Genomic DNA, 25,520 nt, shown 5'->3' on the forward strand with positions numbered 1-25,520 from the left:
GACAAGTATGAATTTTCAAGCTTGGATAGAACCTAAAAATAGATTAGTAATCGGAATGGCAATTGCTGCCAGCATCATTACCAGCGGTACAGCTTTTTATGGGATTTCTCAGTTTGCACCGTTGGCTAAAAATACTGAACCTTTGCGTGCGGAAATACCACCACCGAGGAAAATAACGGCATTGGGAAGATTGGAACCGCAAGGAGAAGTGGTTCGCTTGGGAGTATCGCAGAGTTTAGATGGCGATCGCATTTCCCAGCTTTTAGTCAAAGAGGGCGATCGAGTCAAAGCAGGACAACTAATCGCTATTTTGGATGCGCGCGATCGGCTGCAATCTGTTTTAGATGAAACTCAAGAGAAAGTCAAAGTTGCTCGATCCCGTTTAGCACAAGTAAAAGCTGGTGCAAAGTCTGGAGAACTTGCCGCACAATCTGCCACAATTGCCAAGCTAGAAGCGGAACTGCAAGGCAACAAAACTGCACAACAAGCAACAGTCGATCGCCTGCAAGCACAATGGCAAGGCGACAGAACCGCACAGCAGGCAACTATCAGCCGAATCACGGCCCAGTGGCAAGGGGAGAGGAAAGCACAACAGGCAACAATTAGCCGAATAGCGGCACAATGGCAAGGAGAAAAAACTGCACAAATAGCAGCGATCGACAAATTGCAAGCCGAGTTTAATAATGCTAAAGCTGAAGATTTCCGACATCAGCAACTCGCGGGTGAAGGTGCAATTTCTCAATCCGTAAGAGATACTAAGCGGCTGGCATTAGAAACAAGTCGCCAGGAAATTAAAGAAGCACAAGCTAATCTCAGCCGAATTAATAATACGGCAAAGCAGCAACTTGAAGAAGCGCAAGCAAACCTCGATCGCATTAACAATACAGCCAAACAGCAAATTAACGAAGCAGAAGCAAACCTAACTCGCATTAACAGTACATCAATCCAGCAGCTTAACGAAGCTCAAGCAACACTCAAACGCATTCAAGAAACTGGCATCGAACAACTAGAAGAAGCGAAATCAACTCTTGACAAAATAGCCGAAGTGCGCCCCGTGGACGTGCAAGCAGCCGAAGCTGAGATCGAAAGTGCGATCGCCCAAGTGAAGCGCGCCCAAACCGAGTTAAATCAAGCTTCCATCCGCGCGCCAAATGCTGGAAAAATTCTGAAAATTCATACTCGCGCTGGTGAAAAAATAAGCGATGACGGCATTATAGACTTAGGAAAAACTGACCAAATGGTAGTCGTTGCGGAAATTTATCAAACCGACATCAGCAAAATTAAGCTAGGACAAAAAGCAGCGGTTATTAGCCAAGCATTCTCAGGAGAGTTGCAGGGAACTGTCAAAGAGATTGCGTTAAAAGTAAGCAAACAAAATGTGTTTAGCAATCAACCGGGAGAAAACTTGGACAGCCGAGTAGTGGAAGTAAAAATTCACCTGAATCCTGAAGCTAGCAAACAAGTTGCGGGATTGACCAATTTGCAGGTACAAGTAGCAATTAAACAAAACTAAAGTCTTTACTAAAAACCTTGGAGGATTGAAAGTTATGGCAGAATTTGGCCCCAACCCAAACCGACCTTATCCGATGGCAGACCAGCGCAGGGTTTGCTTTATCAAAAACTTCATAAAATCCCCCAATATTATCGTCGGCGATTACTCATATTATGACGATCCAATAGAGCCAGAAAACTTTGAGAAAAATGTACTTTACAATTACGGCAGTGACAAATTAATTATTGGTAAATTTTGTGCGATCGCCACTAACGTCAAATTCATTATGAGCGGTGCAAATCACAAATTAGACGGCATTTCTACCTATCCTTTTCCCGTCTTTGGGAATGGTTGGGAAACAGCCATGAATCTATTAATCGAACTGCCAAGTAAAGGCGATACTGCGATCGGCAATGACGTTTGGATCGGCTATGAATCGGTGATTATGCCGGGAGTCAAAATCGGCGACGGTGCAATCGTTGCCGCCAAAGCAGTTGTAGTAAAAGATGTTCCCGCTTACACAGTTGTAGGTGGAAACCCCGCACATTCAATCAGACAGCGTTTCAGCGATGCTGAAGTTGCACAACTATTAGAAATTCGGTGGTGGGATTGGGAAATTGACAAGATTTCTCGCAACATTAACTTAATTATGCAATCTGATATTAAAGCGCTCAGTAATGCTGAGTAAACTCGAAAATATAGCGATTTAAAATTAACAACCTGGAGGTTTCCCAATGCTTCAAATTGCATACTTAGTTCTCTGTATTCTGGGCACTGCTTTACCGTATTCCCAGTTTGTCCCGTTTCTCTTAGAAAAAGGGTTGAATATTAACGCTTTCTTCGGACAATTGTTTGCAAATCAAATATCCGGCTTTTTTGGGATGGATGTAATCGTCTCTGCCGTGGTTTTTTTGTTTTTTGTATTTAGCGAAGGTTCGCGTCTGAGAATGAAAAACTTGTGGATTTATATTGCCACTTTACTGGTTGGTGTATCCCTGGGTTTGCCTTTATTTCTCCTAATGCGACAACGCAAACTTGAAGAAACAGCTTTAAATAACCAACAATAAATTCCCAATTCCCAATTCCCAATTCCCAATTCCCCAAATTTATGTTTCGCAAAACACCCCTTGCCTGGTTGCAAGTAACGAGAGAAAAAACCCGCCTCGCTGTTGCTATAGCAGGAATTGCCTTTGCAGATATTCTGATTTTTGTGCAACTGGGGTTTCAAGATGCACTATTCGATTCTGCCGTTAAGCCACACCAAAGTTTACAGACAGATTTAGTTTTAATCAATCCTCAATTTGAAACTTTTGCTGCGGTAAAAGACTTCAACCGAGAGCGACTTTACCAAGCACAAGGAGTAGAAGGAGTAAAATCCGTTACTTCCTTATATATTGGTATGGGAGAGTGGCGAAATCCCACAACCCGCACTACTCGATCGATTTTAATTTTTGGAATCGACCCCGGCAACATAACATTTAATTTGCCTGATGTCAATCAAAAATTGCCTCAAATTCAAATGTTTAATCATGTGTTGTTTGACCAATCTTCTCGACCTGAATACGGCGAAATTGCCAATATTTTTCACAAACAATCTACCCTCGAAACTGAACTCAATAAACGCAATATTCAAGTAGGAGGAGTCTTTACTCTCGGTACTTCCTTCGTGGCTGACGGCAATGTCATTGCCAGCGATTCTACATTCATGAACTTATTTCCCGATCGCACACCCGATCAAGTTGATGTCGGCTTAATCAACCTACAACCCGATGCCGATATCAAAAAAACCCAGTCAATGCTCAAAGCTATATTGCCCGATGATGTCAAAGTTTTAACCCTAGCAGAATTTGCAGAAATTGAAAAAGCTTATTGGGCAAATGCTACTCCGATCGGCTTTATTTTCGGATTCGGTACAATTATCGGATTCGTTGTTGGTCTGATTATTGTTTACCAAATTCTTTACTCGGACGTTTCCGATCACTTAGCGGAATATGCGACTTTAAAAGCAATGGGATATAGCGATCGCTATTTAGTCGGAGTCTTAATTCAGGAAGCTCTGCTATTAGCTGTATTAGGTTTTATGCCGGGAATTGTTTTAGCCAACGGGCTGTATTCGCTAGCACAATCTGCCACTTTACTGCCAATTGCGATGACCACAAATCGAGCGGTTGTAGTGTTAAGTTTGACGATCGTGATGTGTACCGGTTCCGGCGCCCTCGCCCTCCGCAAACTCCAATCAGCCGACCCTGCAGACATCTTCTAATCTGCGTCCATCAGCGTCAATCTGCCTGCATCTGCGGTCAAAAAAACTCCCAAAAATCACCATGCAAACCCTAAATTTTCCCGCTAACCCAACTACCGCAACCGAACCAGTAATTTCAGTCCAAAACCTCAACCATTACTTCGGTCAAGGCTCTCTCAAAAAACAAGCCTTATTTGACATAAATCTCGACATCAACCCCGGAGAAATAGTCATTATGACGGGGCCCTCTGGTTCCGGCAAAACAACTTTATTGACAATGTTAGGTGGGCTGCGTTCGGCTCAAGAAGGCAGTCTCAAAATTCTTGGGCAAGAAATACACGGAGCTAGCAAAACTCAGTTAACTAAACTCAGAAAGCAAATTGGCTATATTTTTCAAGCACATAACTTGATGACATTCTTGACAGCCAAGCAAAACGTGCGAATGTCTTTGGAACTGCACACAGAAATGCTAAATCAGAATATGGATGCTTTGTCAATAGCTATGTTAGAAGCAGTGGGTTTAGGAGAGCGGGCTAATTATTACCCCGAAAATTTGTCGGGAGGGCAAAAACAAAGAGTTGCGATCGCCCGCGCGTTAGTTAGCCGCCCTAAAATAGTTTTAGCGGACGAACCAACCGCCGCTTTAGACAAAAAATCCGGGCGAGATGTCGTAGAAATTATGCAAAAACTAGCAAAAGAACAAGGCTGCACGATTTTGCTAGTAACGCACGATAATCGCATTCTCGATATTGCCGATCGAATTATCTACATGGAAGACGGCCGTTTGGCAACAAATCCGCCTCTGGTAATTAGTGATTAGTCACTTTATTTGCTGGGCCCACAGCCTCGATCGCAGTTTCAAGAGCGATAGATACATGAGTCCAATGAGTCCCCCCCTGACAAAAAGCCACGTAAGGCTCCCGCAGAGGCCCGTCAGCCGAAAACTCCGACGTACTCCCATCAATAAAAGTACCCCCAGCCATCACTAACTGACTTTCATACCCGTGCATCGGAGCCGGCACCGGATCTAAATAGGAACCGACGGGGGAATTTTGCTGAACAGCCCGACAAAAAGCAATTAACTTATCAGCAGAACCGAATTCGATCGCCTGAATCACATCTCGTCTTCTAGCCAAAGGCATAGGATTCACTCGATAACCCAACTTATAAAAAACATAAGCCGTCAAATGATTTCCCTTCATCGCCTCCCCCACACAACCGGGAGCCATAAACAAACCCTGAAACAGCAACCGATTCAAATCAAAAGTTGCGCCGCCGCTGCTGCCGATTCCCGGCGCCGTCAAGCGACAAGTTGCCGCCTCCACTAAATCAGCCCTCCCGGCGACGTAACCGCCCGCAGGGACGATCGTACCCCCCGGATTTTTGATTAAAGAACCAGCCATCAGATCGGCACCCACAGCAGTAGGTTCGCAATCATCAACAAACTCCCCGTAACAATTATCAACAAAGCAAATTGTGTTAGGATTCTGATGTTTGACTACGGCGACGATTTTTTCAATCTCAGAAATAGACAAACTCGACCGCCAAGAATAGCCGCAAGAGCGCTGGATAAAAACCAGGCGAGTCTTTGCTGAAATAGTAGAGCTCAGTGCCTGCCAATCCAAACTTCCTTCCCCAGTTAGAGGCAACTCACGGTAACTAATGCCAAACTCAAGCAGTGAACCTTGACCTTGCCCCCGCAAGCCGATCACTTCTTCTAAAGTATCGTAGGGAGAACCAGCCACTGCCAACATTTCATCACCAGGACGTAGGATGCCAAAAAGAGCACAGGCGATCGCGTGAGTACCCGAAACAAACTGTACCCGGACAGCCGCCGCCTCTGCCCCTACCACTTCGGCAAACACGCCGTCCAAAGTCTCCCGACCCAAATCATCGTGGCCGTAACCCGTAACCCCTGCAAAATGGTGGACTCCAACCCGGTGGCTGCGAAAAGCTTTTAAGACTCGTTGAAGATTTTGCTTGACTGTAGTGTCAATACCAGAAAAAATCTGAAAGAGTGCCTGTTCTGCTTCCTGTAGCCGTGAAACGCTATTCATCTATACCTCGCTCACCCTTTGCGTGCGCGCTGTTCATTATGGCGTAGATGCGGCCCCTAGTTTGTAAACATAATATATTCATGACGATTGCAACTTCCAAAAAAACTTCTCCTGATTGGCCTGTCGTAGGCTTTATGGCCTTTCTGCACATCGGTGCTTTATTTGCTTTGCTGCCGAGTAATTTTAGCTGGTCTGCGGTCGGGCTAGCAGTATTCCTGCATTGGGTAACAGGTGGTTTAGGAATTACTCTCGGATATCACCGCCTCGTCACCCACCGCAGTTTTCAAACACCGAAATGGCTAGAGTATTTTCTAGTTATTTGCGGTACCCTTTCCTGTGAAGGTGGCCCGATCGACTGGGTAGGAATGCACCGGTTACACCACATACATTCCGACACCGAAACAGATCCCCACGATTCCAATCAAGGCTTCTGGTGGAGCCACATGGGCTGGATGCTGTCGGATCTCCCGATCAGAGTTGAAATCCCCCGCTTTACTAAAGACATCGGCGACGACCCAGTATACAAGTTTCTCCAAGCATATTTTATCCCCATCCAAGTTGTCTTCGGTGTGTTGCTTTATTTATTAGGCGGCTGGTCTTTCGTGGTTTGGGGCGTGTTTATGCGGATCGTGGTGGTGTTCCACTGCACTTGGCTGGTTAACAGCGCTACCCACAAATTCGGCTACCGCACCTACGAGTCGGGCGATAGCTCGACCAACTGTTGGTGGGTGGCTCTGCTCACCTACGGCGAAGGCTGGCACAACAACCACCACGCCTTTCAATACTCGGCTCGCCACGGTCTCCAATGGTGGGAAATCGACTTCACCTGGATGACAATTCAATTGCTGCAATCGCTGGGTTTGGCAACCAAAGTGAAATTAGCAGAAAAATAGCGATCGGCAATTAGTCATTGGTTGTCGCTCATCAGTTCTGGACTAATGGCTTGTGACCAATGGCTAATCTTGTTTTTGCGATCGGTATAGGTTGGGTTGAACAGAGATCGAATCCCCTGGTGCGATCGACCCAACCAAAACCAGAATCAGTTATAATAGATTTGGGAACAAAAAATTTTGTTTAGCATCCAAAATTTTTATTGTTAAGACAAAACGGTAAATTTTTTCAATTCTAATCCAAAATCTATCATTCATTCATTATTTATTAGTTTGGGCAAGTGTTCAACAAAACAGTTCACTACCTCAATCAAAACTTGTATGCGTGAATTCAGCTCGGCATCTCATCAGAAATCAAAAAGAGAATGACAATTGCAACGCAAGAAAAACTCCAATACAATTGGAAGCACGTTATTAGTTTAGCAGGACTTCATATCGGCGCTTTATTCGCACTGCTACCCAGTAACTTCAATTGGACAGCAGTTGGTTTAACAGTATTCATGCACTGGATAACCGGCGGTTTGGGAATAACTCTCGGATGGCATCGAATGCTCACCCACCGCAGTTTTCAGACACCAAAATTCGTAGAATACTTTCTAGCATTTTGCGGAGCCCTTGCCTGTCAAGGGGGAATAATTGATTGGGTTGGGCTGCACCGATTGCACCACACCAACTCTGACCAAAATGCGCTCGACCCTCACAATGCCCAAAAGGGTTTTTGGTGGAGTCACATCGGCTGGATGCTATATAAAGGTCCAGCTCACGCTGAAATTTCTCGCTGCACAAAAGACATTTCGAGCGACCCCTTTTACCAGTTTTTGCAAAACTACTTTCTCCCCATTCAAATCGCATTTGGCGTGTTGCTTTACTTAGCAGCAGGCTGGCCTTTTGTAGTTTGGGTAATTTTTGTCCGCTTAGTTGCGGTATATCATTGCACTTGGTTTGTTAACAGCGCCACTCACAAATTTGGCTACCGCACTTACGAAACGGAAGATAGTTCTACTAACTGTTGGTGGGTTGCACTGTTGACTTACGGCGAAGGCTGGCACAACAACCACCACGCTTTTCAATACTCTGCGCGTCACGGTATGAATTGGTGGGAAATAGACTTCACTTGGATGACAATTCAAGTCTTGGAAGCACTAGGTTTGGCTACTAAGGTGAAATTACCAGCAGCAAAGTAGCAGCCATTTAGTCCTAGACGCAGAACCTCTGTAGGGTTTTAACTGCGTACCTTACCGCCTCAGAAACCCGGTTCCTCAAAGAAACCGGGTTTTTTGGTGAGTAATAACCAATGACTAATGACCAATGACTAATGAGTCCGTTTTTGCTCGCCCCGGCCGCGCAAATATTCCGCTAAAAACGCCAATCCTCCCGAACCTACTATCAACAGCACGCTGAGAGCATTAATATCAGGTTTTACCCCAGTCCGAATCCGGCTAAAAATTTCCATCGGCAGAGTTGTAGTCCCGCTACCTGCGGTAAAACTCGCAATCAAAAAATCGTCCATGCTGAGAACAAAAGACAGCAGACAACCCGAAACAATTCCGGGTATTAATTGAGGGAGCAAAACCTGAATAAAAGCTTCAACAGGCGTGGCACCCAAATCCAAGGCAGCCTCTTCTAAATACGGGTTTAAATCGGCCAATCTAGTAGAAACAGCTAGGGCGATGTAAGCCAGACAAAACACAATGTGAGCGGCGACAATTGTCCACAAACTCAGAGGAATAGCCAGCGCTGCTAAAAATACCAGAGTAGCAACTGCGGTAGCAATATCTGGAATAATAATCGGCAAGTAGGAGACTCCCTGATATAAACTCTTGCCAGGAAAGCGGTAGCGGGCTAAACCAACTGCCATCAAAGTGCCGAGTACAGCCGAGATTGCAACTGCACAAACAGCCACTGTTAAGCTGTTTCTCAGGGCAACTAAAATCCGCGTATCGCTAAATAATTTAACGTACCAATCTAAAGTAAATCCTTCCCAGCCGGCGCTAAAACGCGATTTGTTAAAGCTGTAAAATGTGAGTACCAGGATGGGCAGGTACATATAAAAAAACATCAAAACGGCAAATATTACCTGCCAAGAAATCTTAAATTTAGGTTTTAAGTACATATCGGCTTGTATTTCCTCCTGTGGATTTTCGGCTGTCTTTTCCATTTCTCGGTAATCGGTAATTGGTAATTGTTAATTGGTAATAGATTAGGATTGTTTTCTTCCTTCTTCCATCGAACTGACATCAGTTACATCCCGTACATTGCTCGTTGCCGAACTTCCTTCTTCCTTCTTCCTTAAACATCCTAAACTGCATTACGATCGCCATATTTGAGCAAGAGGGCAATTCCGATACTCACTGCAAAGATTAACACCATACTCAGAGCAGAACCCAGCCCCCAATTTTGAGTGGCCCCCAAAAACTGATTGTAAATCAAACGAGCCGCCGTCATACTCGAAGCTCCACCGAGCAACTCCGGATCGACAAAATCGCCCAAACTGCTAATAAATACTAGCAAAGAACCCGCAGCAATTCCCGGCATCGTCTGAGGTACTGTCACTTTCCAGAAAGTTTCCACTGGATTCGCACCCAAATCCTGAGATGCTTCTAGCAACCTGCGGTCTAACTTTTCCAATGAAGCGTAGAGAATGGTCACTATATAAGGCAAATAACTGTAAGCCATGCCGATTAAAACTGCGGAACTTTGATTAAGCAATTCTAGAGGAGGAATGCCTACAAGTGCCAGCACCGAGTTGAGAACCCCCGTAGGACGCAGAATTGTAATCCAAGCATAAGATCGCAACAGCGAAGAAGTCCACAGCGGCAACACAAACCCTAACAAAGTTAAATTCCGCCACTTTTTCGAGACATTGAGGGCGATCCAGTAAGCGACGGGAAATCCCAGCAGCAAACACAGAATAGTAGTCCCCGTTGCGAAAAAGAGCGATCGACCCATCACCTGTAAATTCAGCGGCTCAAACACTCGCAGGTAATTGCCGATTCCCGAAGGATTCACCAAATCTCCTGGCTTAATATTCGGCACCAAACTAAGCTGAAAAATCACCAAAGTTGGTATGACTAATAATAAAAGCAGCAACAAGCCCGAAGGGCCGAGCAATGTTAGTGGCCCAGCCCAAGCAGACCACGGGGAAACAGTTTCAGCCTTCAAAGAAGAATTGGGAGGAATAGGAGGGGGAGTTCTAGTTGAAACAGCCATAGATCAATTTTTTTGAGTTTTTAACCGCTGATGAACGCGGATTAACGCGGATATAATACGGATAGAGTGGGCGATCGGCTGTACGGGGGCGGGTTGATGTAAATATTGGGTTATAACTAGAGATTGCCTGTAGAACCCGCCCTCCGTTTGATGATTAGCCGCTGGTTAATTTAGTCCAATAGCGATCGTACACGTCTATAAATTTTCCTACCGGAGCCACACCTTCGCAATTTTTCAAAGTAGCCTCAGAAGGGAAAAGAATTTCATTTTCGCGGACTTCCGGCGTCAGCAAACTAAAAGCATCTTCCGAAGGAGTTGAGAAACTGAGCCGTTCTACTAAAGAAGCAGCGACATCGGCTTGCAGCATAAAGTTAATCCACTTATAAGCTGCTTCTGGATTGGGAGCACCTTTAGGAATTACTAAAGTGTCAGTCCACAGAGAAGAACCGCTTTTTGGCACAACATAGCGCAATTTGTCATTATCTGGAATTACCTCATTAGCATCAGAAGAATAACACATAGCTACCTTCAAATCCCCCGTCAGCATTTGCGGCCGCCAAGCATCAGTGGTAAAAGATGCGATCGCCGGTTTGAGTTCCACCAACTTTTCGTAAGCTTGTTTCACTTGGTCTGCGTTCGTAGAATTGAGAGAATAGCCCAACATCCGCAGCGCAGCACCCATCACTTCTCGAACATCATTTGCCAGCGTCATTCGCTTTGCTAACTCCTGTTTATGCTGCCACAAATAGTCCCAATCTTCTGGCTCTTCTTTGAGTTGTTCGCTGTTGTAAATTAAGCCTGTGGTTCCCCAACTCAAAGGCACGCTGTAGCGGTTTCCTGGGTCATAAACAGGGTTTTGGAACTGTTTTTTGAGCCGATCGAGTCCGCCCAAAATCGAGTGGTCTAACGGGGTTAACAGCCCCAGTTCCGTCATCTGAATCACCATGTAGTCAGACGGGTAAATGATGCTGTAGGCCCGGCCACCGCCAGCTTGAACTCTAGCCAGCATCGCCTCATTGGAGTCAAATACATCTGCAACCACGCGAATGCCGGTTTTTTCGGCAAAGCGATCGAGCAAAGCTTCATCGGTATAGCCTGCCCAAGTATAGATAAAAAGTTGGTCTGCCGAACCTTTGACGGGAGGAGCAGATTGTACGTCTGCAAGTCGCCAGCCACAACTCGAAAGAGCTAACCCGGAAATTGTCGCCGCCGAATTTTTTAGGAACTGACGGCGTGTAGAATTAGCCGGGAAAATCCTGGAAATTGGTAAGTTAGTCGGAGGCACAGTTAGATTTTAGATTTTAGATTTTAGATTTTAGATTGGGGAATTGGGGATTGGGAAATTCGATTTTAGATTTGAGAATTTGTAATAAGGAATAATTGGTAATGGGGGAATTCTCCCCTTCTCCCCCTCTTCCTTCTTCCTTCTTCCTTCTTCTTGATATCCGTTACATCCGTTACATCCTCCGAAAGCGAATCCGTTGCCGAACTTCCTTCGTTTCCCAATTATGCTCGATCGGTCAAAGCGAGACAATCAGTAGTTCCCCAATAAGCGTAAATCGGCGTGTGCGGGTCTGGGAAAGAACCGCCGGTATTTGGCTGGCGTACAGTAATTTTATCGCCCGACGCCAACTCAACGACGTAATGAACGTGCGTGCCCATGTACATAGTATTTTTGAGCCGCCCTTCAAAACAGTTGACCGACACTTCCGGCTGGTAGAGATTCAAATATACTTTTTCCGGCCGAACGCTGACCACAACAGAGTCGCCTGTGACACCACTCCACATATCCGACTGCTGAACGACTATTTTCAGATTGGCTGATGTGCGAACTGTGATAGTCGATCGGTCGATCGATTCTACCGTACCCGCAAACAAATTCGTATCGCCAATAAAATCCGCCACAAAAGCCGTCTGCGGGCACTCATAAATTTCTTCAGGAGAGCCAATTTGCTCGATCCTCCCCTCGTGCATCACCGCAATCCGGTCAGACAGACTCATCGCCTCTTCTTGGTCGTGAGTCACCATCACAAAAGTCAAACCCAATTCTTGATGCAAATTCGACAGTTCCAACTGCATCTGCTTCCGCAACTTCAAATCCAGAGCACCCAAGGGTTCGTCCAGCAGCAAAACCGCCGGTCGATTTACCAGAGCTCTCGCCAAAGCCACCCGCTGCTGCTGGCCGCCCGACATTTGACCGGGAAACCTGTTGGCGAAAGATTCCATTTTCACCAATTGCAAAACTTCCCGTACCCGTTCTTCAATTTCTCCTTTCCCCAGCTTTTTGATCCGCAATCCAAAAGCGATGTTATCCCAGACATTCATGTGTCCGAACAAAGCATAGCTTTGAAACACAGTATTTACCGGACGGCGGTAAGCTGGAGTGTTGGTCATCGACTGGCCGCGAATCATCAATTCGCCCGCCGAGGGAGTCTCGAACCCAGCGATTAACCGCAGGGTCGTAGTCTTGCCGCAGCCGCTAGGCCCGAGGATGCTAAAAAATTCTCCTTGGCGGATGTTGAGGTCAACTCCGCGGACTGCGGTTTCGCCGTTAAATACCTTAAAGACCTTGCGGAGTTCAACGTCAAGCGCTGTATCCGTTGCTGTCGTACCTTGGTTGAGTGCTGTCTGAAACATATTCGCCCTTTCCTGGGGGTAATGCACGCCACTTAAATACAGTTTAAGTTTAGACTTTTCTGTATTTTAGGTGAGGAATGTTGGATGTAACAGGTTTTGGGATTTGTTCTTTAAATTCTATCCCAGAGCGCACCATTGTCAGCAACAGGCAAGATCCCTGTTCCACTAGAAAATTCACTCTTGGTGGAACAGGCCGGAAAGCCTGTTCATAGAACGCTTATTGAGAATGGTGCAACATCTCAGATCGATCGACCATCTATTGATTCTCTGGACTTGGCGTGGGAGAGGGTTTTTGCGGTTTCTCTGTTTTGGGTTCTTCTGCTTTTTTCCACTCTGACAAAGGTCGCTGGACGGCATTTTTAAAGTCAAAAGGCACTAGCAGCACGGGCAAATTTTCGGCTGAATTTTGAGGGGGCGCTTCCGGCGGATTGGCTTGAGCGTACAAGAAGCGGCCGCTAAAGTCTGTTTTGCCTAAAACTAGGCGGTGAGTTTCCTGGTTGTCCAGTTTTACTGTGACTGTAGCTTGGGGTTGGTCGAGACCGAATTCTGGCAGTTGAGCAGCAGTAGTATTAATCGTGCGATCGCTCTTTCCTGTTGCCAGCCTGTCTAGCAAAAAATCCACCGATGCCTGACTCGCGTGTGCTTGCACTGGCAATTTCATTTCCCAGCTAGACTTGCCTCCTTTTGTAGCATAAACTCGTTCAAAAGTCAATATTTTTTCGGGAGTTTTGACTGTAAAGAATTGTATGCGATCGGAGTTAAAAGCAAAAATTTTCTGTTTTTCTTCCTTAGCGGCTTCCTGTTTCGGAGACACTTGCATCTCGAACAAAGCAACCAGCCCAGTCATGCTCAACGCGACGGCTATCAATACTAATGTATTTTTCTGCAATTTCATAGTAACAGCGAATTGGGCATTGGACATTGGGCATTGGGCATTGGGCATTGGGCATTGGGCATTGTTAACTGTTGACTGTTGATTAATGTTATGGGTTATTTGTTATTAGCCACAGCAAAGGATTAACAAATGACAACTGTCAACTGACAACAGTCAACAGTCAACAGTCAACCGTCAACTAACTTATCTTCTCTTCCACCAGATAGCGCCGCCAATTCCCAGTCCGAGTAAAGGCCACATTAGCCAAGCTAACACCAGCAATCCTACTTGAATGGCCGTCATGTTAATACGGCGGTTGGTAGCTTTTTTCGGACTGATAGAAAAGCTTTGCTGGTCTGGTTTACTCAACCAACTGACTGAATTGAGAAACACGTCGCTATTGAGTTGTTGGTCAAACCAACCGTTAGTCACAAATTGAGATGTGCCAATTACTACCATTCGCGATGTTTTTCTAGGAGTTGAAGGCGCGGAAGGAGTTGCGGTTGGACTGGGAGATGCTGTGGGAGATGCTGCGGGTGTTGGTGTTGGCGAACTTTCTGCAGGTTCTGTGGGAGATGCTGTGGGAGATGCTGTGGGAGATGCTGCCGGTGTTGGCGAAGTCGTCGGTAATGCTGGAGGCGTAGCTTCTTGCGAGACAATCACTGAATAGCTGATTGGGGAAGCTGTTGGCGAAGTTGTCGGCGATGGCGAAGTTGTCGGCGATGGCGAGTCGGTCGGCGATGGCGAAGTTGCCGGTGATGGCGAAGTTGTCGGTGATGGCGAAGTTGTCGGCGATGGCGAGTCGGTAGGTGATGGCGAAGTTGTCGGCGATGGTGAATCTGTCGGTGATGGCGAAGTTGTCGGCGATGGTGAATCTGTCGGTGATGGCGAAGTTGTCGGCGATGGTGAATCTGTCGGCGATGGGGAATCTGTCGGTGATGGTGAATCTGTCGGCGATGGGAAATCTGTCGGCGATGCTTGGGGTGAAGGCGATGGCGTTGCCGGTGATGCTTGAGGTGAAGGCGAGGGCGAAGTTGGTGTTGGTGAAGGTGAGGGCTTTAAGGGAGTGCTGTCAGTGGACGATCGAACTAAAGCTACACCTAATAATAGCGGGCCTTGTCGATCGGTCTTCTGATCGAACTCCAATTTCCTCGTCGTCAAATCACTTTCCGCCCAACTTTCCTGACTCGTCCAAATCAGAGGTTTTTCCTCTATCCCTTCTACTGGAGAAATTTCCAAAGCACGCGCAAACGGATAAAATGAAATGCCGGTGCCAAAACTTTGAGTAATCGGATGTTCGCCGTAGCGCCTGACTGTCGGAACCGTGGGGCCCAGACCAAATCTTTGACCAGTGCCCGAAGCATCGATGGCCAAACGGGCGTCTAGTTTGACGCCCCATTCTTGCAGAAATTTGTCCAATCCCGTATCAATTGCCGGGTCTACCATTAACAATAAACTGCCGCCGCGATCGAGATAAGCTCTTAGTGCTTTAATTTCTGTATCGGAAAACGGTTTGTCCTGCCCAGGAATGATTAAAGCATCTGCATCTTCTGGCACTTCTTTGCGTTCGGTCAAATTCAGCGTTTGGGCGTTGTAGTATTTATCTTTCAAAGCTTTTTCAGCTTGCTGAATTCCGCCTTGACCTTCTTTTATCGGGCGGGCTCCTTTGCCTTGCAAAAAGTAAACTGTAGCAACGCGAGTGCTCAGGATTTCTTCTAAGGCATTGGTCAGTTTTATCTCTGAAAGACCTTGATTTGGGTCGCTACCAAAAGCAGTGCCACCTTTTTGCAGAACTTGTTTTTTGTCGCCGGATTGCAGGTAAACTTCTCCGATGCTGGTAATGCTAAATTCCCGCGCTTTTCCAGGTTGGGCCTGCGGGTCAACAAACTCGAATTGGAATTTTTCGCCTCCCTCGCGTTTGTAGCTTTGCAGCAATTCTTTAATTTGGGGGTTTTGGATGGGGTCAAATACCCAAACTTTGACTGTTTGTTGCAGGTTTCGCAGTATTTGTTGAGTCTGCGGGGCGAGGGTAAATTGTTGGCTTTCGGTTAAGTCGATGCGGACGGGATAGCGAACGGCTATGAAGTTAATTACTCCGAGAATCACAAAGACGGCGAGGGTAGCAATCAGGGCGTTAGTGCTGGCTTGAGTGGAACGCTGCCCCCAAAAGCTTTGTTCGTAACTCAAATATAGCAGCCAAAGTGCGATCGTCACTGCTCCGGCAATAACTAAACCGACTGTCAGGGGGTCCCATACTCCAGATACAAGTGCTGCTGTTACCCCCGCTGCGATGAGCAGGGGGCCCAGCAAAAAAACATATTTCCAATTTGTTTTGCTAATTTTCATAGGGTAAATATTGAGGGAAAAATTTCCGGGTCGAGGATGTTAAGCTCTCGCGCATTTAAATTGCATATTCTGGGCGGGCGTCCGCCCACCCCACTCATTGTTTTATTGTTTTTTGACATACAATTTAAATCCCGCAACAGCTTATTCTATATCGCATTAGCCTGCAACCATGCTGTTAAATCTGACGGCTTGTTGAAATCCAGCACGGCATCTCCTAGTGCTTCTAATTCCTGTATCCCTAATTGACGGATGCAGTTTTCGGTTTCCGGTTGTATTGTGCCTAAACGCTTCACTAGCTGACGCAATATTAACGATAGTTGAGCAGTTTTTGTCACCTGTTCTCTGGCTACATCTATGGCAATCTGCTGGTCTTGAATCCACAGTTCTTGCTTCTGCAATTCATTTAATTCTTCCTGAGTGAAGTTTTCCTCGCTGGCAATTCTAAAAGCTTTCTGAATTTCGGGAACTGCACTGAGTGTTTCTGGTACTGTCTGCAGAGTGCTGGTATTTTCGAGAAAGTAAATCCATTGATCTGCGGCTGTTTCTAATTCTGCTAATTCCTTGCTAAATTTGGGCAGTTCGATAAATACTAATTCTATTTCAGTATCTGGACACTCAAACTGTTGCTCTTTTTCTTGGAAAACAAACTTTGACATAAATTCCGGCTGATTTTCAAACATTTCAAAGTCGGCAATTTTCAATGAAATTACTGTTTTTAGTCTTTCGTAGCGTTCTTTTCCTGTTAATTGCTGGCTGTAGCTTTTGGCAGCGTTGTACAAAACTCTGTTTCCAAAGGAAGGCACGTTGATCAGTTGAATTTCAACTAGGGCGATTCTGCCGCCGTTAATTGTGGCTTTGACATCTAGGTGTGTGTCTTGGGTTGCCAGAGTTGGAGGTTCTGGTTGGGAGTCGATTATTTCTAAGTCTTCGATGACCGGCTGGGCTTCATAAAGGATAGCGTTTAAAAAATTAATCAGGATGTCTTTGCTGTCGTTGGAACCGAATATTTTTTTGAACGCAAAGTCGATTTTTGGATTGATAAATCTCATTATTTCAAGAAATTAGTGGAATAACTAACATTAATTGGGGATGGGGAATGGGGAATTGGGGATTGGGAATGGGGCATTGGGAATGGGGAATTGGGCATTGGGAATTGGTGGTGTTTCCTTTAATGTGCAAGTATCCAAATCTCCTACTTTCCCACTCTTTCCTCTTTATTCCCCGAAGCCTTCCATGATGCTTTTAGGAACGCTGATATCGCAGCGCATCGATGGATTGGGCGGTCAGAAATACTCCTAAAATGATGTAACTGGCAAACATAATTAAACTGCTGGTATCGAAAACTCCCTTGACAAGATTGGTGTAATTTGTTAGGAGCGACAAATGTCCTAATGCCGTTCCGAAGGGGCCACCGATACTGACGGCGACTGCATCGATCACCCAGAGAAATAATACTAGAGTGAAGGTGAGGATGGCTGATAAAATTGTGCTGTCGGTGAGGGAGGAAATAAACATTCCGAGGGACAATACTCCTGCTGCTAGTAAGATTAAGCCACCGTGTCCTAGCAGAAGAACTCCGGGGGGTACGGGCGGGGTTGAGGAACTGAGGGCGATCGCCTCGCAGAACAGCAGGGGCAGCAACATGGTGGTATAAAATGTTAAAACGCCGAGGAGTTTGCCGGTAGCAACTGCCCAGTTTGTTAAGGGCGATGTGGCTAATAGTTCTAAGGTTCCCCGTTTGCGTTCTTCAGCGTAAAGCCCCATTGAGAGTGCGGGTAGTACGAACAACGAAAGGGAACCCATAATTCGCAGAAAGAGTTGCAGGAATTCGTAGGCTACGTCAATGGGAGGTTCGGTAATTCCCATTTGGTCTCGCTGGCCGATTTGAGGAATTAACCCGTCGGGGGCGAGGAGGATGGCTATTAAAAAGTAGCCGGTGATTAGCCAAAAGACTGCTGCGATGGCATAGGCTAATGGCGATGCAAAATAGCTTTGTAGTTCTTTGCGGTAAATGGCGATAATATTACTAATCATTACTAACCTTGAGGAATTGGGAAGGGGTAATTGGTCATTGGTAATTGGTTTATTCTGAGTTGCCTGCAGGTGGTGTTTCGCTGTCGTTGCTATCCTTTTGCTTCCTTTCTATTTGCCGCTTTTTGGTCATAGGCGACTGTTCGATCCGAGAATCGCTACTCGGTTGTGGCTTTTTTTTAAGTGGCCGATTTTTTACAACTTGTTGGGATTCTGGTTGAGAATGCTCGCTCGACTTTGGTGAATCTAAAATCGGTTCGGGTTCTGGTTGAGAACGTTCGATCGACTTTGGTGTTTCTGAAACTTCGAGATTTTCGACAACCGCTGCTGGTTGAGAAGGCTCGATCGACTTTGGTGAATCGAAAATCGGTTCGGATTCTGGTTGAGAATGCTTGAGCGACTCTACTGTTTCTACAATAAGTAGATTTTCGACAACCGGTTCTGGTTGAGGATGTTCTAGCGACTCTACCGTTTCTGAAACTTCTAGATTTTCGACAATCGGTTCTGGTTGAGAAGGCTCGATCGACTTTGGTGAATCGAAAATCGGTTCGGATTCTGGTTGAGAATGCTCGATCGACTCTACTGTTTCTACAATAAGTAGATTTTCGACAACCGGTTCTGGTTGAGGATGTTCTAGCGACTCTACCGTTTCTGAAACTTCTAGATTTTCGACAACCGGTTCTGGTTGAGGATGTTCTATCGACTCTACTGTTTCGACAATGAGCAGATTTTCGACAACCGGTTCTGGTTGAGGATGTTCTATCGACTCTTGTCTTTCTACAGTTTCCAGAAAATCTGCCACTGGTTGCATTCCTGGTTCTAAATCGCTTATTTCCTCTGCTGTTTCTGTAATTGGTTCGGATTCTCGTTGAGAATAGTCGATCGACTCTTGCCTTTCGACTATCGGTTCTGGTTGAGGATGTTCTATCGACTCTACGGTTTCTACAACTTGCAGATTTTCGACTATCGGTTCTGGTTGAGGATGCTCGATCGACTCTACTGTTTCTACAACTGGTTCAGATTCTGACTGAGGATGCTCGATCGACTCTACTGTTTCTACAACTGGTTCAGATTCTGACTGAGGATGCTCGATCGACTCTACTGTTTCTGAAACTTGCAGATTTTCGACTATCGGTTCTGGTTGAGGATGCTCGATCGACTCTACTGTTTCTGAAACTTGCAGATTTTCGACTATTGGTTCTGGTTGATGATGTTCGATCGACTCTACTGTGTCTGAAACTTGCAGATTTTCGACTATCGGTTCTGGTTGATGATGTTCGATCGACTCTACTGTGTCTGAAACTTGCAGATTTTCGACTATCGGTTCTGGTTGAGGATGTTCTATCGACTCTACGGTTTCTGAAACTTCTAGATTTTCGACTACCGGTTCTGGTTGAGGATGCTCGATCGACTCTAGAGTTTCTGAAACTTCTAGATTTTCGACTATCGGTTCTGGTTGAGGATGCTCGATCGACTCTACGGTTTCTGAAACTTCTAGATTTTCGACTACCGGTTCTGGTTGAGGATGCTCGATCGACTCTACGGTTTCGACAACTGGTTCGGATTCTGGTGGAGAAGGTTCGATCGACTCTACGGTTTGTGAAACTTCTAGATTTTCGACAACTGGGGCTGGTGGAGTAGGTTCTATCGGGAGTATCTCCCTTTTATAAAAAACATTTTTTACAAAAGTGAGCATCCTGCTTGCTTGTTTAGATATCTGTAGCGAGTAAGATGATCTGGTTCCTGTGACACCCAAACTGAGATGCTTCCCTTTTATCGGCTGTACGGTTTCTGGAACTGGTTCTGATTCTGGTTGAGGATGTTCTCTCAACTCTACGGTTTCTGGAACTGGTTCTGATGCTGGTTGAGGATGTTCTCTCAACTCTACGGTTTCTGCAACTGGTTCTGATGCTGGTTGAGGATGTTCTCTCAACTCTACGGTTTCTGCAACTGGTTCTGATGCTGGTTGAGGATGTTCTCTCAACTCTACGGTTTCTGCAACTGGTTCTGATGCTGGTTGAGGATGTTCTCTCAACTCTACGGTTTCTGCAACTGGTTCTGATGCTGGTTGAGGATGTTCTCTCAACTCTACGGTTTCTGCAACTGGTTCTGATGCTGAATGAGAATCATAGAGAGACTCTTGCCTATCTGAAACTTGCCGATTTTCGACAATCGGTTGCGATTCGGATTGATGATAATCCGCGATCGACTCTTGAGTTGTTGCCGCTTCTTGCAGATTTTGATCGACCTCCGGTTCGCTGTGCACCAGATTTTCCGGTTTCTTTTCAGCCGCTGTCAGCCTTAAAAACACATCTTCCAAACTAGCCCGATTGCGGCGCATTTCGCAGAGTCCGAATCCAGAGGCGAGGATAGCTGTGGCAATTTCTCGTCCGGGTTCTATGTCCGGTTCGCACAATGCCCGCAGGCGGTAGCGACCCACTAAAAATTGATTGCTTGGAATCAATTCCACCGATCGAACTCCCCGCAAGTTTTCCAAAGAAGGCAACAGCAGACTGTTTACCAAATCCCCCTCGCCTTCAACTTCGAGTTCGTAGCCCTCTCCGGCGGCCAACTCTCCCATCAAATTTTCGGGACTACCCGCAGCGACGATTTTTCCGCGATTGATGATGGTGACGCGGTTACAAGTCATGCTGACTTCCGGCAGAATGTGCGTGGAAAGGATGATTGTGTGCTGGCCGCCAAGACTTTTGATTAAATTGCGGACTTCGATGATTTGTCGGGGGTCGAGGCCGACGGTTGGTTCGTCTAGGATAATCACTGGCGGATCGTGGACGATCGCCTGCGCGATACCTACGCGCTGGCGAAATCCTTTAGAAAGCTTGCGGATTAAAACTTTGCGTTTATCAACCAGGCCGCAGCGTTCGATCGCGGAGGTAACTCGTCGCGCGCGATCGCCCGCAGGTACTTGCTTGATCCGGGCGACAAAAAACAGAAACCCTTCCACAGTCATTTCTGGATACAGTGGCGGGTTTTCCGGCAGATAGCCGATGCGCTGTCTGACGGCCATCGAGTCTTCGTGAACATCCATGCCGGCGATGCGGGCCGTACCGCTGGATGCCGGCAAATATCCCGACAAAATCCGCATCGTTGTGGTTTTGCCCGCGCCGTTTGGCCCCAAAAAACCGAGAATTTCTCCTGATTCGACCGAAAAAGACACGTCCGCGATCGCTGCGGTCGAACCGTAAGTTTTGCTTAAGTGTTCTACTTCAATCATTTGTCAGAAGTCACGCGATTTTAGGTTTTAGATTTTAGATTTACTTTGCCAACCACAGGCGGGACGCCTGTTCCACGAATTTGAGAGTCCCGCCCGATCGGCGGGTCGATCGAATTTATGGCGAAATTTTTAATTTGATTTTGTCTTCCAGTGTAGTCTGGCAAGAACCAAATCTATCATAAGGGTCGATCGGACTTTGAAGCAAAATGCTAGGTAGCAGGGTGCGGAGTCCGGAAATGAGTAGCCGATGTACATCGAATCGCTACCAACCGACGCACCCTACCAGTAGAGTCCGTGCCTAACCGAACCCTCAACTAGCTGCCTTCGATGTTCTTAGACGCTGTTTCTAGGTTGATATCGGCATTAAAAACAATCACAAATTGAGCCTTGGGGATTAACTGCCCGACGATCCGCAGATAGCCGTCAGCATCGGAATGTCTGAAAAAGTGGGCTAGAGTGATTCGCTGCATATTGGGAAGCAGGCGAACAACCAACCACCTGTTAAGGCGCTGTTTGTAGGGCATAATTAAGTTTGTCTCCATTCAGTGTTGGAGCCAAAGCCAGTTCAATGCTTGTCTAGGGCGCGGACTGGCTTTTGACTTTTGTTAGACTTTGTGTCTGTCTATAGACTAAGACCTCAACTACATATAGTCAACTGAATAAATATAATCAACTGAACTAAGTACGGGATAGATAATGACGCTGGGGCAAAAGCTAAGAGAAAGACGTGAAAGTCTAGGTTTGACTCGAATACAAGTGGCAAGAGCGTGTAATGTGGTGGAATCCACAGTCATCAACTGGGAAACCGACAGACACGTCCCCAAGCTATACCCAGCACAGATGAAAGCCCTGTGCGACTTATTGAAATTCTCGATCGAAGATTTAGTAGTTTAGCTTGGGGAGTTAAGATAAAGTAGGTTGGACAATCGCGCTTTTTTGCAGAGAGGGCGATCGCTTTCTATTTGGATTACTGCTGAAATTGAGCCAACAACCAAGCCCCTACCTGTGCTTGATCTTCAGTGCGACTCCGCCGCAAAGCCTCTTCCAAGACAGCAATAGTTAATCCCGGCAAAACTTCCGATTGAACAAGCCGCCGACTGCCATTATCAGCAATAATAGCAAAGGCAATAATTTGAGATTTCTGCACGTCTACTACCCAATATTCAGCGACTTTTAACTCTTCGTAAAGCAACCGTTTTTCACCAATATCATCAGCCAAAGTTGAGTCAGCAACTTCTATGACTAAATCTGGCGGTGGGGTAACGTCAAGACTTGCGATCGAAGTTCCTTTAGGTGCTAATGGCGCTCTTTCTCCAATATAGTAAGATACGTCGGGCTGACACTCTCGGACTCCTGTTTTACGGTAGCTACAGTTATCCAAACCATTTAAAGGGATAGCTTTCGCAATACAGAACAGACTCACTCCTAAAAAAATACTTCCATTGTCTCTAGCATGATCAGGCCCTACTGACATAGTTTCAATCCTCATTTGTCCGTTGCGGTAATAGCATTTGGCTTTACTGTAAGCTGGGTCATCTGCCATCGCGATGAATTCTTCCCATGTTGCTACTACCCAGATATCAGTTGGCAATTTAGTCTTTAGTCCACTCATTTTTTTCTCCCAAATATCTCGATCGTATAACACCACTCAATCAAATGCAAACCCTGTTCTCTCTACTCTTCCTCTGCGCCCTCTGCGCCCTCTGCGGTTAAATCAAAAAAATCTCAACTCCTTTTCCAAATCTTAATTTCCCCCAACCAACCCGCACTAACAATAGTCTTACCGTCGCTGCTAATCGCCACAGCGCTAACGTAGCCAGCATGACCGCTCAAATTACCTCTCAATTCGCCCGATCGCACATCCCAAAGTCTCACACTCTTATCCCAACTCCCAGTAACCAGCGTAGTGCCATCCCGACTGAAAGCCACCGACCAAACCCCGTCAGTATGCCCGCTTAAACGCCGAATTAACTGTCCGTTTCCCGCATTCCATAACCCAACAGTGCCATTGCTGTTTCCCGCCGCTAAACTTTTGCCGTCGGGAGTAAAAGCTAGCGACAAAACAGACAAGTTTTTGCCACTAATTGTGCGAATTGCTTGACCTGTAGCTAAATTCCACAACCTAATTGAACCATCTTTGCTGCCGCTAGCTAAAGTTTTGTTGTCGGGACTAATTGCAACAGCATTCACCAACCCAGAATGCCCGGTCAAAGTCCGCAGCAACTCTCCTGTTTTCGGGTTCCAAATCTTAATCGTTTTGTCCCAACTACCGCTGGCTACAAATTGACCGTCGGGACTAACGGCAACGCTCGAAACTGCATTTGAATGCCCGCTCAAAGTGCGTACAACCGCGCCAGTTTCTAAATTCCAAATTTTCACAGTTTTGTCGTCGCTGCCGCTAGCTAACACCTTGGAGTCCGCACTCGCGGCCAATGCGTTTACTGCTTCCGTGTGACCTTGCAGGGTAGTTTTTAATTGCCCGCTGGGAAAATTCCAAACTGAGATAGTGCCGTTGCTATTTCCTGTAGTAAAATAAGCGGAAGCTAGGGCAAGGGAACTGACAACTTCCGAAGGCCCTTTGAGGGTATTTGTGGCAGCAAAGGCGATCGCACTTGCGGGCGTGCGGGGCGCATTATTCGCCGGAGTTTTTGGGTTTCCGGCAGTAGGAGATTGGGGAACTGCTGGCAGCGAAATAGTCGATCGCCATTTCATGAAAGTATTAATTTCTATTCCCGCCGCCACGATTTTATCAGAGTTTTCCTCTAACCTGACAATGCCGTTAATTGCGACAACTCGGCCTGCATCATCGAGTACCGGCCCGCCGCTCATTCCCGCTCTCACTAAGTTGTTGTATACCAAAGTATAACCGTTCCAGGGAGTTTGGCGGCCGGTTAGCTGACCTTCCGTGGCGATGAAAATCGGCTGTCTGAGAGAACCGCCGGATATCGGCCAGCCGGCCACATAAGCCTTGTTTCCCTTAGTTGCTGCGGAATTGGCTAATTGAGCCAGGGGGTAGCTTTGAGTGCTGCTGAAGGGCACGACGGCTAAATCCATTCCTGGCACTCGCCGCACGAGGCTATAGTATACAGAGTGAGCTTTGCCGTCGGGAGTTACGACCTCGTAATCGCCGGCTTTATCGATAACGTGCCAGTTTGTGAGAATATAGTATGTGCTGCCTTGTTTCTCTAAAATTACTCCTGAACCGCCTTTTGGCCCCTGGATGCGAACAGTAATTTGTTGGGCAACGGTTTTAACTTTGTCGGCGGTTAATGCGAGGGCAATTTGAGGTGATGTCAGTGGGATGAGGGCGATCGAACTCAGGGCGATCGTAGCACTCAAAATAGCCGGAATTGTTCTGCTGTAATTCATTATTGTGTAAATTTAACATACCCACATATCCACTGACGCATAACTTTTCCGGTTTGTGGCATATTGACGGTTGAGAACGCCAAAACGCCTGCGCGACGATCGAACTTTCGACATTTGCACAAGCCTAAAAATATTTGACACAGCCCTCTGGCTAGCAGAAAAATTTAGAATCGGGAACCGCACCTAGCCTCAACAATAGCCACTGGCTGATCTCTATTCTTTTCTCGGCAAATCAGAATTTGAGCCAAACGCTGATCGGAATAATACCCATTAGCCATCCAGCCGAGGGGTGCGCCTGCGATCGCGCCGACTGCTAAACCAGTGAGCAGGCTCCAAACAAGATGCTTTCTGGCGATCGGGTTTTGTTGCATAAAAAATTATCCTAAACGCTTAACTTTAGCAAAAATACCACAAATAAAATTTACTTTCTTCCTTCTATTTACTTATTTCCTAAGTAGTAACCCATGATTAAGTATCATGTTCTTCACAGTCCGCTTAAGACAATCCCAGGCAACAACAAAAGGTGCGTCAGGATTGATGATTTTTTACCAGATTTTTAGCTTCGCGCTGACGCACCCTACGCACAAGTATTAGTAGAATGCGTCACTTGACAAAACCTAACGCTTGGGTTATTATTCAATTAGGGCTTATGCCACAATCCAAAAAATAGGGGCAACAACGGGGGCGATTGCCCCTACTACAGGCAGGCTGTGCATAAGTCCTGCAAACCCTAACGTTGGAGAACAGCGTCTCATGCCCAAAGTTCTTGAAGACCGCCAGAACAATCTATTTATATATATTTATACTAACGACCATATTCCAGCTCACGTGCACATCTTCAAAGGTAGAAAAAATGATAAGAACCAGATGGAAATCAAAATTAATATTGGCACTGAAAAACAAGCTCCTAGCTTAGTTTACGCACACGATCGAATAAAGGATAAAGATTTAGTGAGCGCTCTTAGATTAGTAGCCGATAATCAAGAAATGTTGTTAAGCAAATGGCAAGAAATACATCAATGATTATGGAAAAAATAAAATTTGTTTACCAATCTGAAGCTACTGTAAAATCAGTAGTTCCGCCTTAAATTGATGAGAGATTCTGTCTTTCCGGTAACGAAAGACAGAATCCATACG

General features: G+C 46.1%; 23 protein-coding genes. 9 read left to right on the forward strand and 14 right to left on the reverse strand.

Annotation, left to right across the window (positions count from 1 at the left end):
- Nucleotides 1–7 precede the first annotated feature (7 nt).
- The 5 genes from NDI35_RS13910 (at nucleotide 8) to NDI35_RS13930 (ending at nucleotide 4,554) form a co-directional block, all read left to right on the forward strand.
- Nucleotides 8–1,513 carry an efflux RND transporter periplasmic adaptor subunit gene (locus NDI35_RS13910; RefSeq protein ID WP_445313250.1) on the forward strand — a complete coding sequence of 502 codons (1,506 nt, stop codon included), beginning with the start codon at nucleotides 8–10 and terminating at the stop codon, nucleotides 1,511–1,513.
- Nucleotides 1,514–1,547: 34 nt separating this feature from the next.
- Entirely contained in the window at nucleotides 1,548–2,180 is a 633-nt protein-coding gene (locus NDI35_RS13915; protein ID WP_445313251.1) for a Vat family streptogramin A O-acetyltransferase, read from the forward strand.
- A 46-nt stretch (nucleotides 2,181–2,226) separates the two neighbouring features.
- Nucleotides 2,227–2,559: a DUF2834 domain-containing protein gene (locus NDI35_RS13920; RefSeq protein ID WP_333210506.1), complete on the forward strand. Its 333-nt coding sequence runs from the start codon at nucleotides 2,227–2,229 to the stop codon at nucleotides 2,557–2,559.
- 41 nt (nucleotides 2,560–2,600) lie between these two features.
- Complete coding sequence (devC, locus tag NDI35_RS13925) at nucleotides 2,601–3,755, forward strand: ABC transporter permease DevC (RefSeq protein ID WP_445313252.1); 1,155 nt, start codon at nucleotides 2,601–2,603, stop codon at nucleotides 3,753–3,755.
- 61 nt (nucleotides 3,756–3,816) lie between these two features.
- The gene (locus NDI35_RS13930; RefSeq protein WP_445313253.1) at nucleotides 3,817–4,554 is read left to right on the forward strand and encodes a DevA family ABC transporter ATP-binding protein; all 738 of its coding nucleotides are present in this window, start codon (nucleotides 3,817–3,819) and stop codon (nucleotides 4,552–4,554) included.
- Here the strand turns inward: NDI35_RS13930 and NDI35_RS13935 are convergent.
- Complete coding sequence (locus NDI35_RS13935; protein WP_445313254.1) at nucleotides 4,544–5,791, reverse strand: methionine gamma-lyase family protein; 1,248 nt, start codon at nucleotides 5,789–5,791, stop codon at nucleotides 4,544–4,546. The genes NDI35_RS13930 and NDI35_RS13935 overlap by 11 nt on opposite strands.
- Before the next feature lie 80 nt (nucleotides 5,792–5,871).
- On the opposite strand from NDI35_RS13935, the gene NDI35_RS13940 reads away from it, so the two are divergent.
- Together NDI35_RS13940 and NDI35_RS13945 are read left to right on the forward strand one after the other, a co-directional pair.
- A complete protein-coding gene (locus tag NDI35_RS13940) occupies nucleotides 5,872–6,684 on the forward strand; it encodes an acyl-CoA desaturase (protein WP_445313255.1) in 813 nt (270 codons plus the stop codon).
- Nucleotides 6,685–7,046: 362 nt separating this feature from the next.
- On the forward strand, nucleotides 7,047–7,865 hold the full coding sequence (locus tag NDI35_RS13945) for an acyl-CoA desaturase (RefSeq protein ID WP_445313256.1): 819 nt from the start codon (nucleotides 7,047–7,049) through the stop codon (nucleotides 7,863–7,865).
- 128 nt (nucleotides 7,866–7,993) lie between these two features.
- On the opposite strand, the gene NDI35_RS13950 is transcribed toward NDI35_RS13945, so the two are convergent.
- From NDI35_RS13950 to NDI35_RS13995, 10 genes are all read right to left on the reverse strand, one after another.
- A complete protein-coding gene (locus tag NDI35_RS13950) occupies nucleotides 7,994–8,839 on the reverse strand; it encodes an ABC transporter permease (protein ID WP_333078794.1) in 846 nt (281 codons plus the stop codon).
- Nucleotides 8,840–8,979: 140 nt separating this feature from the next.
- Nucleotides 8,980–9,891 (reverse strand): ABC transporter permease, encoded by a 912-nt coding sequence (locus tag NDI35_RS13955; protein ID WP_333078793.1) that lies wholly within the window; start codon nucleotides 9,889–9,891, stop codon nucleotides 8,980–8,982.
- 154 nt (nucleotides 9,892–10,045) lie between these two features.
- Nucleotides 10,046–11,176 (reverse strand): ABC transporter substrate-binding protein, encoded by a 1,131-nt coding sequence (locus NDI35_RS13960; protein ID WP_445313257.1) that lies wholly within the window; start codon nucleotides 11,174–11,176, stop codon nucleotides 10,046–10,048.
- Between the two features lie 221 nt (nucleotides 11,177–11,397).
- On the reverse strand, nucleotides 11,398–12,528 hold the full coding sequence (locus NDI35_RS13965; protein ID WP_445313258.1) for an ABC transporter ATP-binding protein: 1,131 nt from the start codon (nucleotides 12,526–12,528) through the stop codon (nucleotides 11,398–11,400).
- Nucleotides 12,529–12,784: 256 nt separating this feature from the next.
- Nucleotides 12,785–13,450, reverse strand: a complete 666-nt coding sequence (locus NDI35_RS13970) for a DUF4340 domain-containing protein (protein ID WP_445313259.1) — start codon at nucleotides 13,448–13,450, stop codon at nucleotides 12,785–12,787.
- A 156-nt stretch (nucleotides 13,451–13,606) separates the two neighbouring features.
- On the reverse strand, nucleotides 13,607–15,748 hold the full coding sequence (locus NDI35_RS13975; protein WP_445313260.1) for a GldG family protein: 2,142 nt from the start codon (nucleotides 15,746–15,748) through the stop codon (nucleotides 13,607–13,609).
- 146 nt (nucleotides 15,749–15,894) lie between these two features.
- The gene (locus NDI35_RS13980) at nucleotides 15,895–16,797 is read right to left on the reverse strand and encodes an Rpn family recombination-promoting nuclease/putative transposase (RefSeq protein ID WP_445313261.1); all 903 of its coding nucleotides are present in this window, start codon (nucleotides 16,795–16,797) and stop codon (nucleotides 15,895–15,897) included.
- 193 nt (nucleotides 16,798–16,990) lie between these two features.
- A complete protein-coding gene (locus NDI35_RS13985) occupies nucleotides 16,991–17,782 on the reverse strand; it encodes an ABC transporter permease (RefSeq protein ID WP_333372953.1) in 792 nt (263 codons plus the stop codon).
- Nucleotides 17,783–17,831: 49 nt separating this feature from the next.
- Nucleotides 17,832–21,014, reverse strand: coding sequence for an ABC transporter ATP-binding protein (locus NDI35_RS13990; RefSeq protein WP_445313262.1), 3,183 nt, complete (start codon nucleotides 21,012–21,014; stop codon nucleotides 17,832–17,834).
- Between the two features lie 314 nt (nucleotides 21,015–21,328).
- Nucleotides 21,329–21,538 carry a hypothetical protein gene (locus NDI35_RS13995; protein WP_445313263.1) on the reverse strand — a complete coding sequence of 70 codons (210 nt, stop codon included), beginning with the start codon at nucleotides 21,536–21,538 and terminating at the stop codon, nucleotides 21,329–21,331.
- A gap of 172 nt (nucleotides 21,539–21,710) precedes the next feature.
- Here NDI35_RS13995 and NDI35_RS14000 point away from each other — a divergent pair, with 172 nt between their 5' ends.
- Nucleotides 21,711–21,908 (forward strand): helix-turn-helix transcriptional regulator, encoded by a 198-nt coding sequence (locus NDI35_RS14000; RefSeq protein ID WP_332970604.1) that lies wholly within the window; start codon nucleotides 21,711–21,713, stop codon nucleotides 21,906–21,908.
- Between the two features lie 73 nt (nucleotides 21,909–21,981).
- Here the strand turns inward: NDI35_RS14000 and NDI35_RS14005 are convergent, their stop codons facing one another.
- The 3 genes from NDI35_RS14005 to NDI35_RS14015 form a co-directional block, all read right to left on the reverse strand.
- Nucleotides 21,982–22,626 carry a Uma2 family endonuclease gene (locus NDI35_RS14005; protein ID WP_445313264.1) on the reverse strand — a complete coding sequence of 215 codons (645 nt, stop codon included), beginning with the start codon at nucleotides 22,624–22,626 and terminating at the stop codon, nucleotides 21,982–21,984.
- A 113-nt stretch (nucleotides 22,627–22,739) separates the two neighbouring features.
- Nucleotides 22,740–24,383: a WD40 domain-containing protein gene (locus tag NDI35_RS14010; protein ID WP_445313265.1), complete on the reverse strand. Its 1,644-nt coding sequence runs from the start codon at nucleotides 24,381–24,383 to the stop codon at nucleotides 22,740–22,742.
- A gap of 164 nt (nucleotides 24,384–24,547) precedes the next feature.
- Nucleotides 24,548–24,754, reverse strand: coding sequence for a hypothetical protein (locus tag NDI35_RS14015; RefSeq protein ID WP_445313266.1), 207 nt, complete (start codon nucleotides 24,752–24,754; stop codon nucleotides 24,548–24,550).
- A gap of 253 nt (nucleotides 24,755–25,007) precedes the next feature.
- Between NDI35_RS14015 and NDI35_RS14020 the strand changes: the two genes are divergently transcribed.
- Nucleotides 25,008–25,406: a DUF4160 domain-containing protein gene (locus NDI35_RS14020; RefSeq protein ID WP_333065927.1), complete on the forward strand. Its 399-nt coding sequence runs from the start codon at nucleotides 25,008–25,010 to the stop codon at nucleotides 25,404–25,406.
- The last annotated feature ends 114 nt before the right edge of the window (nucleotides 25,407–25,520 follow it).

Origin of the sequence: Microcoleus vaginatus FACHB-2002, from assembly GCF_040004035.1 — a bacterium.
GTDB classification, from domain to species: Bacteria; Cyanobacteriota; Cyanobacteriia; order Cyanobacteriales; family Microcoleaceae; genus Microcoleus; species Microcoleus vaginatus_C.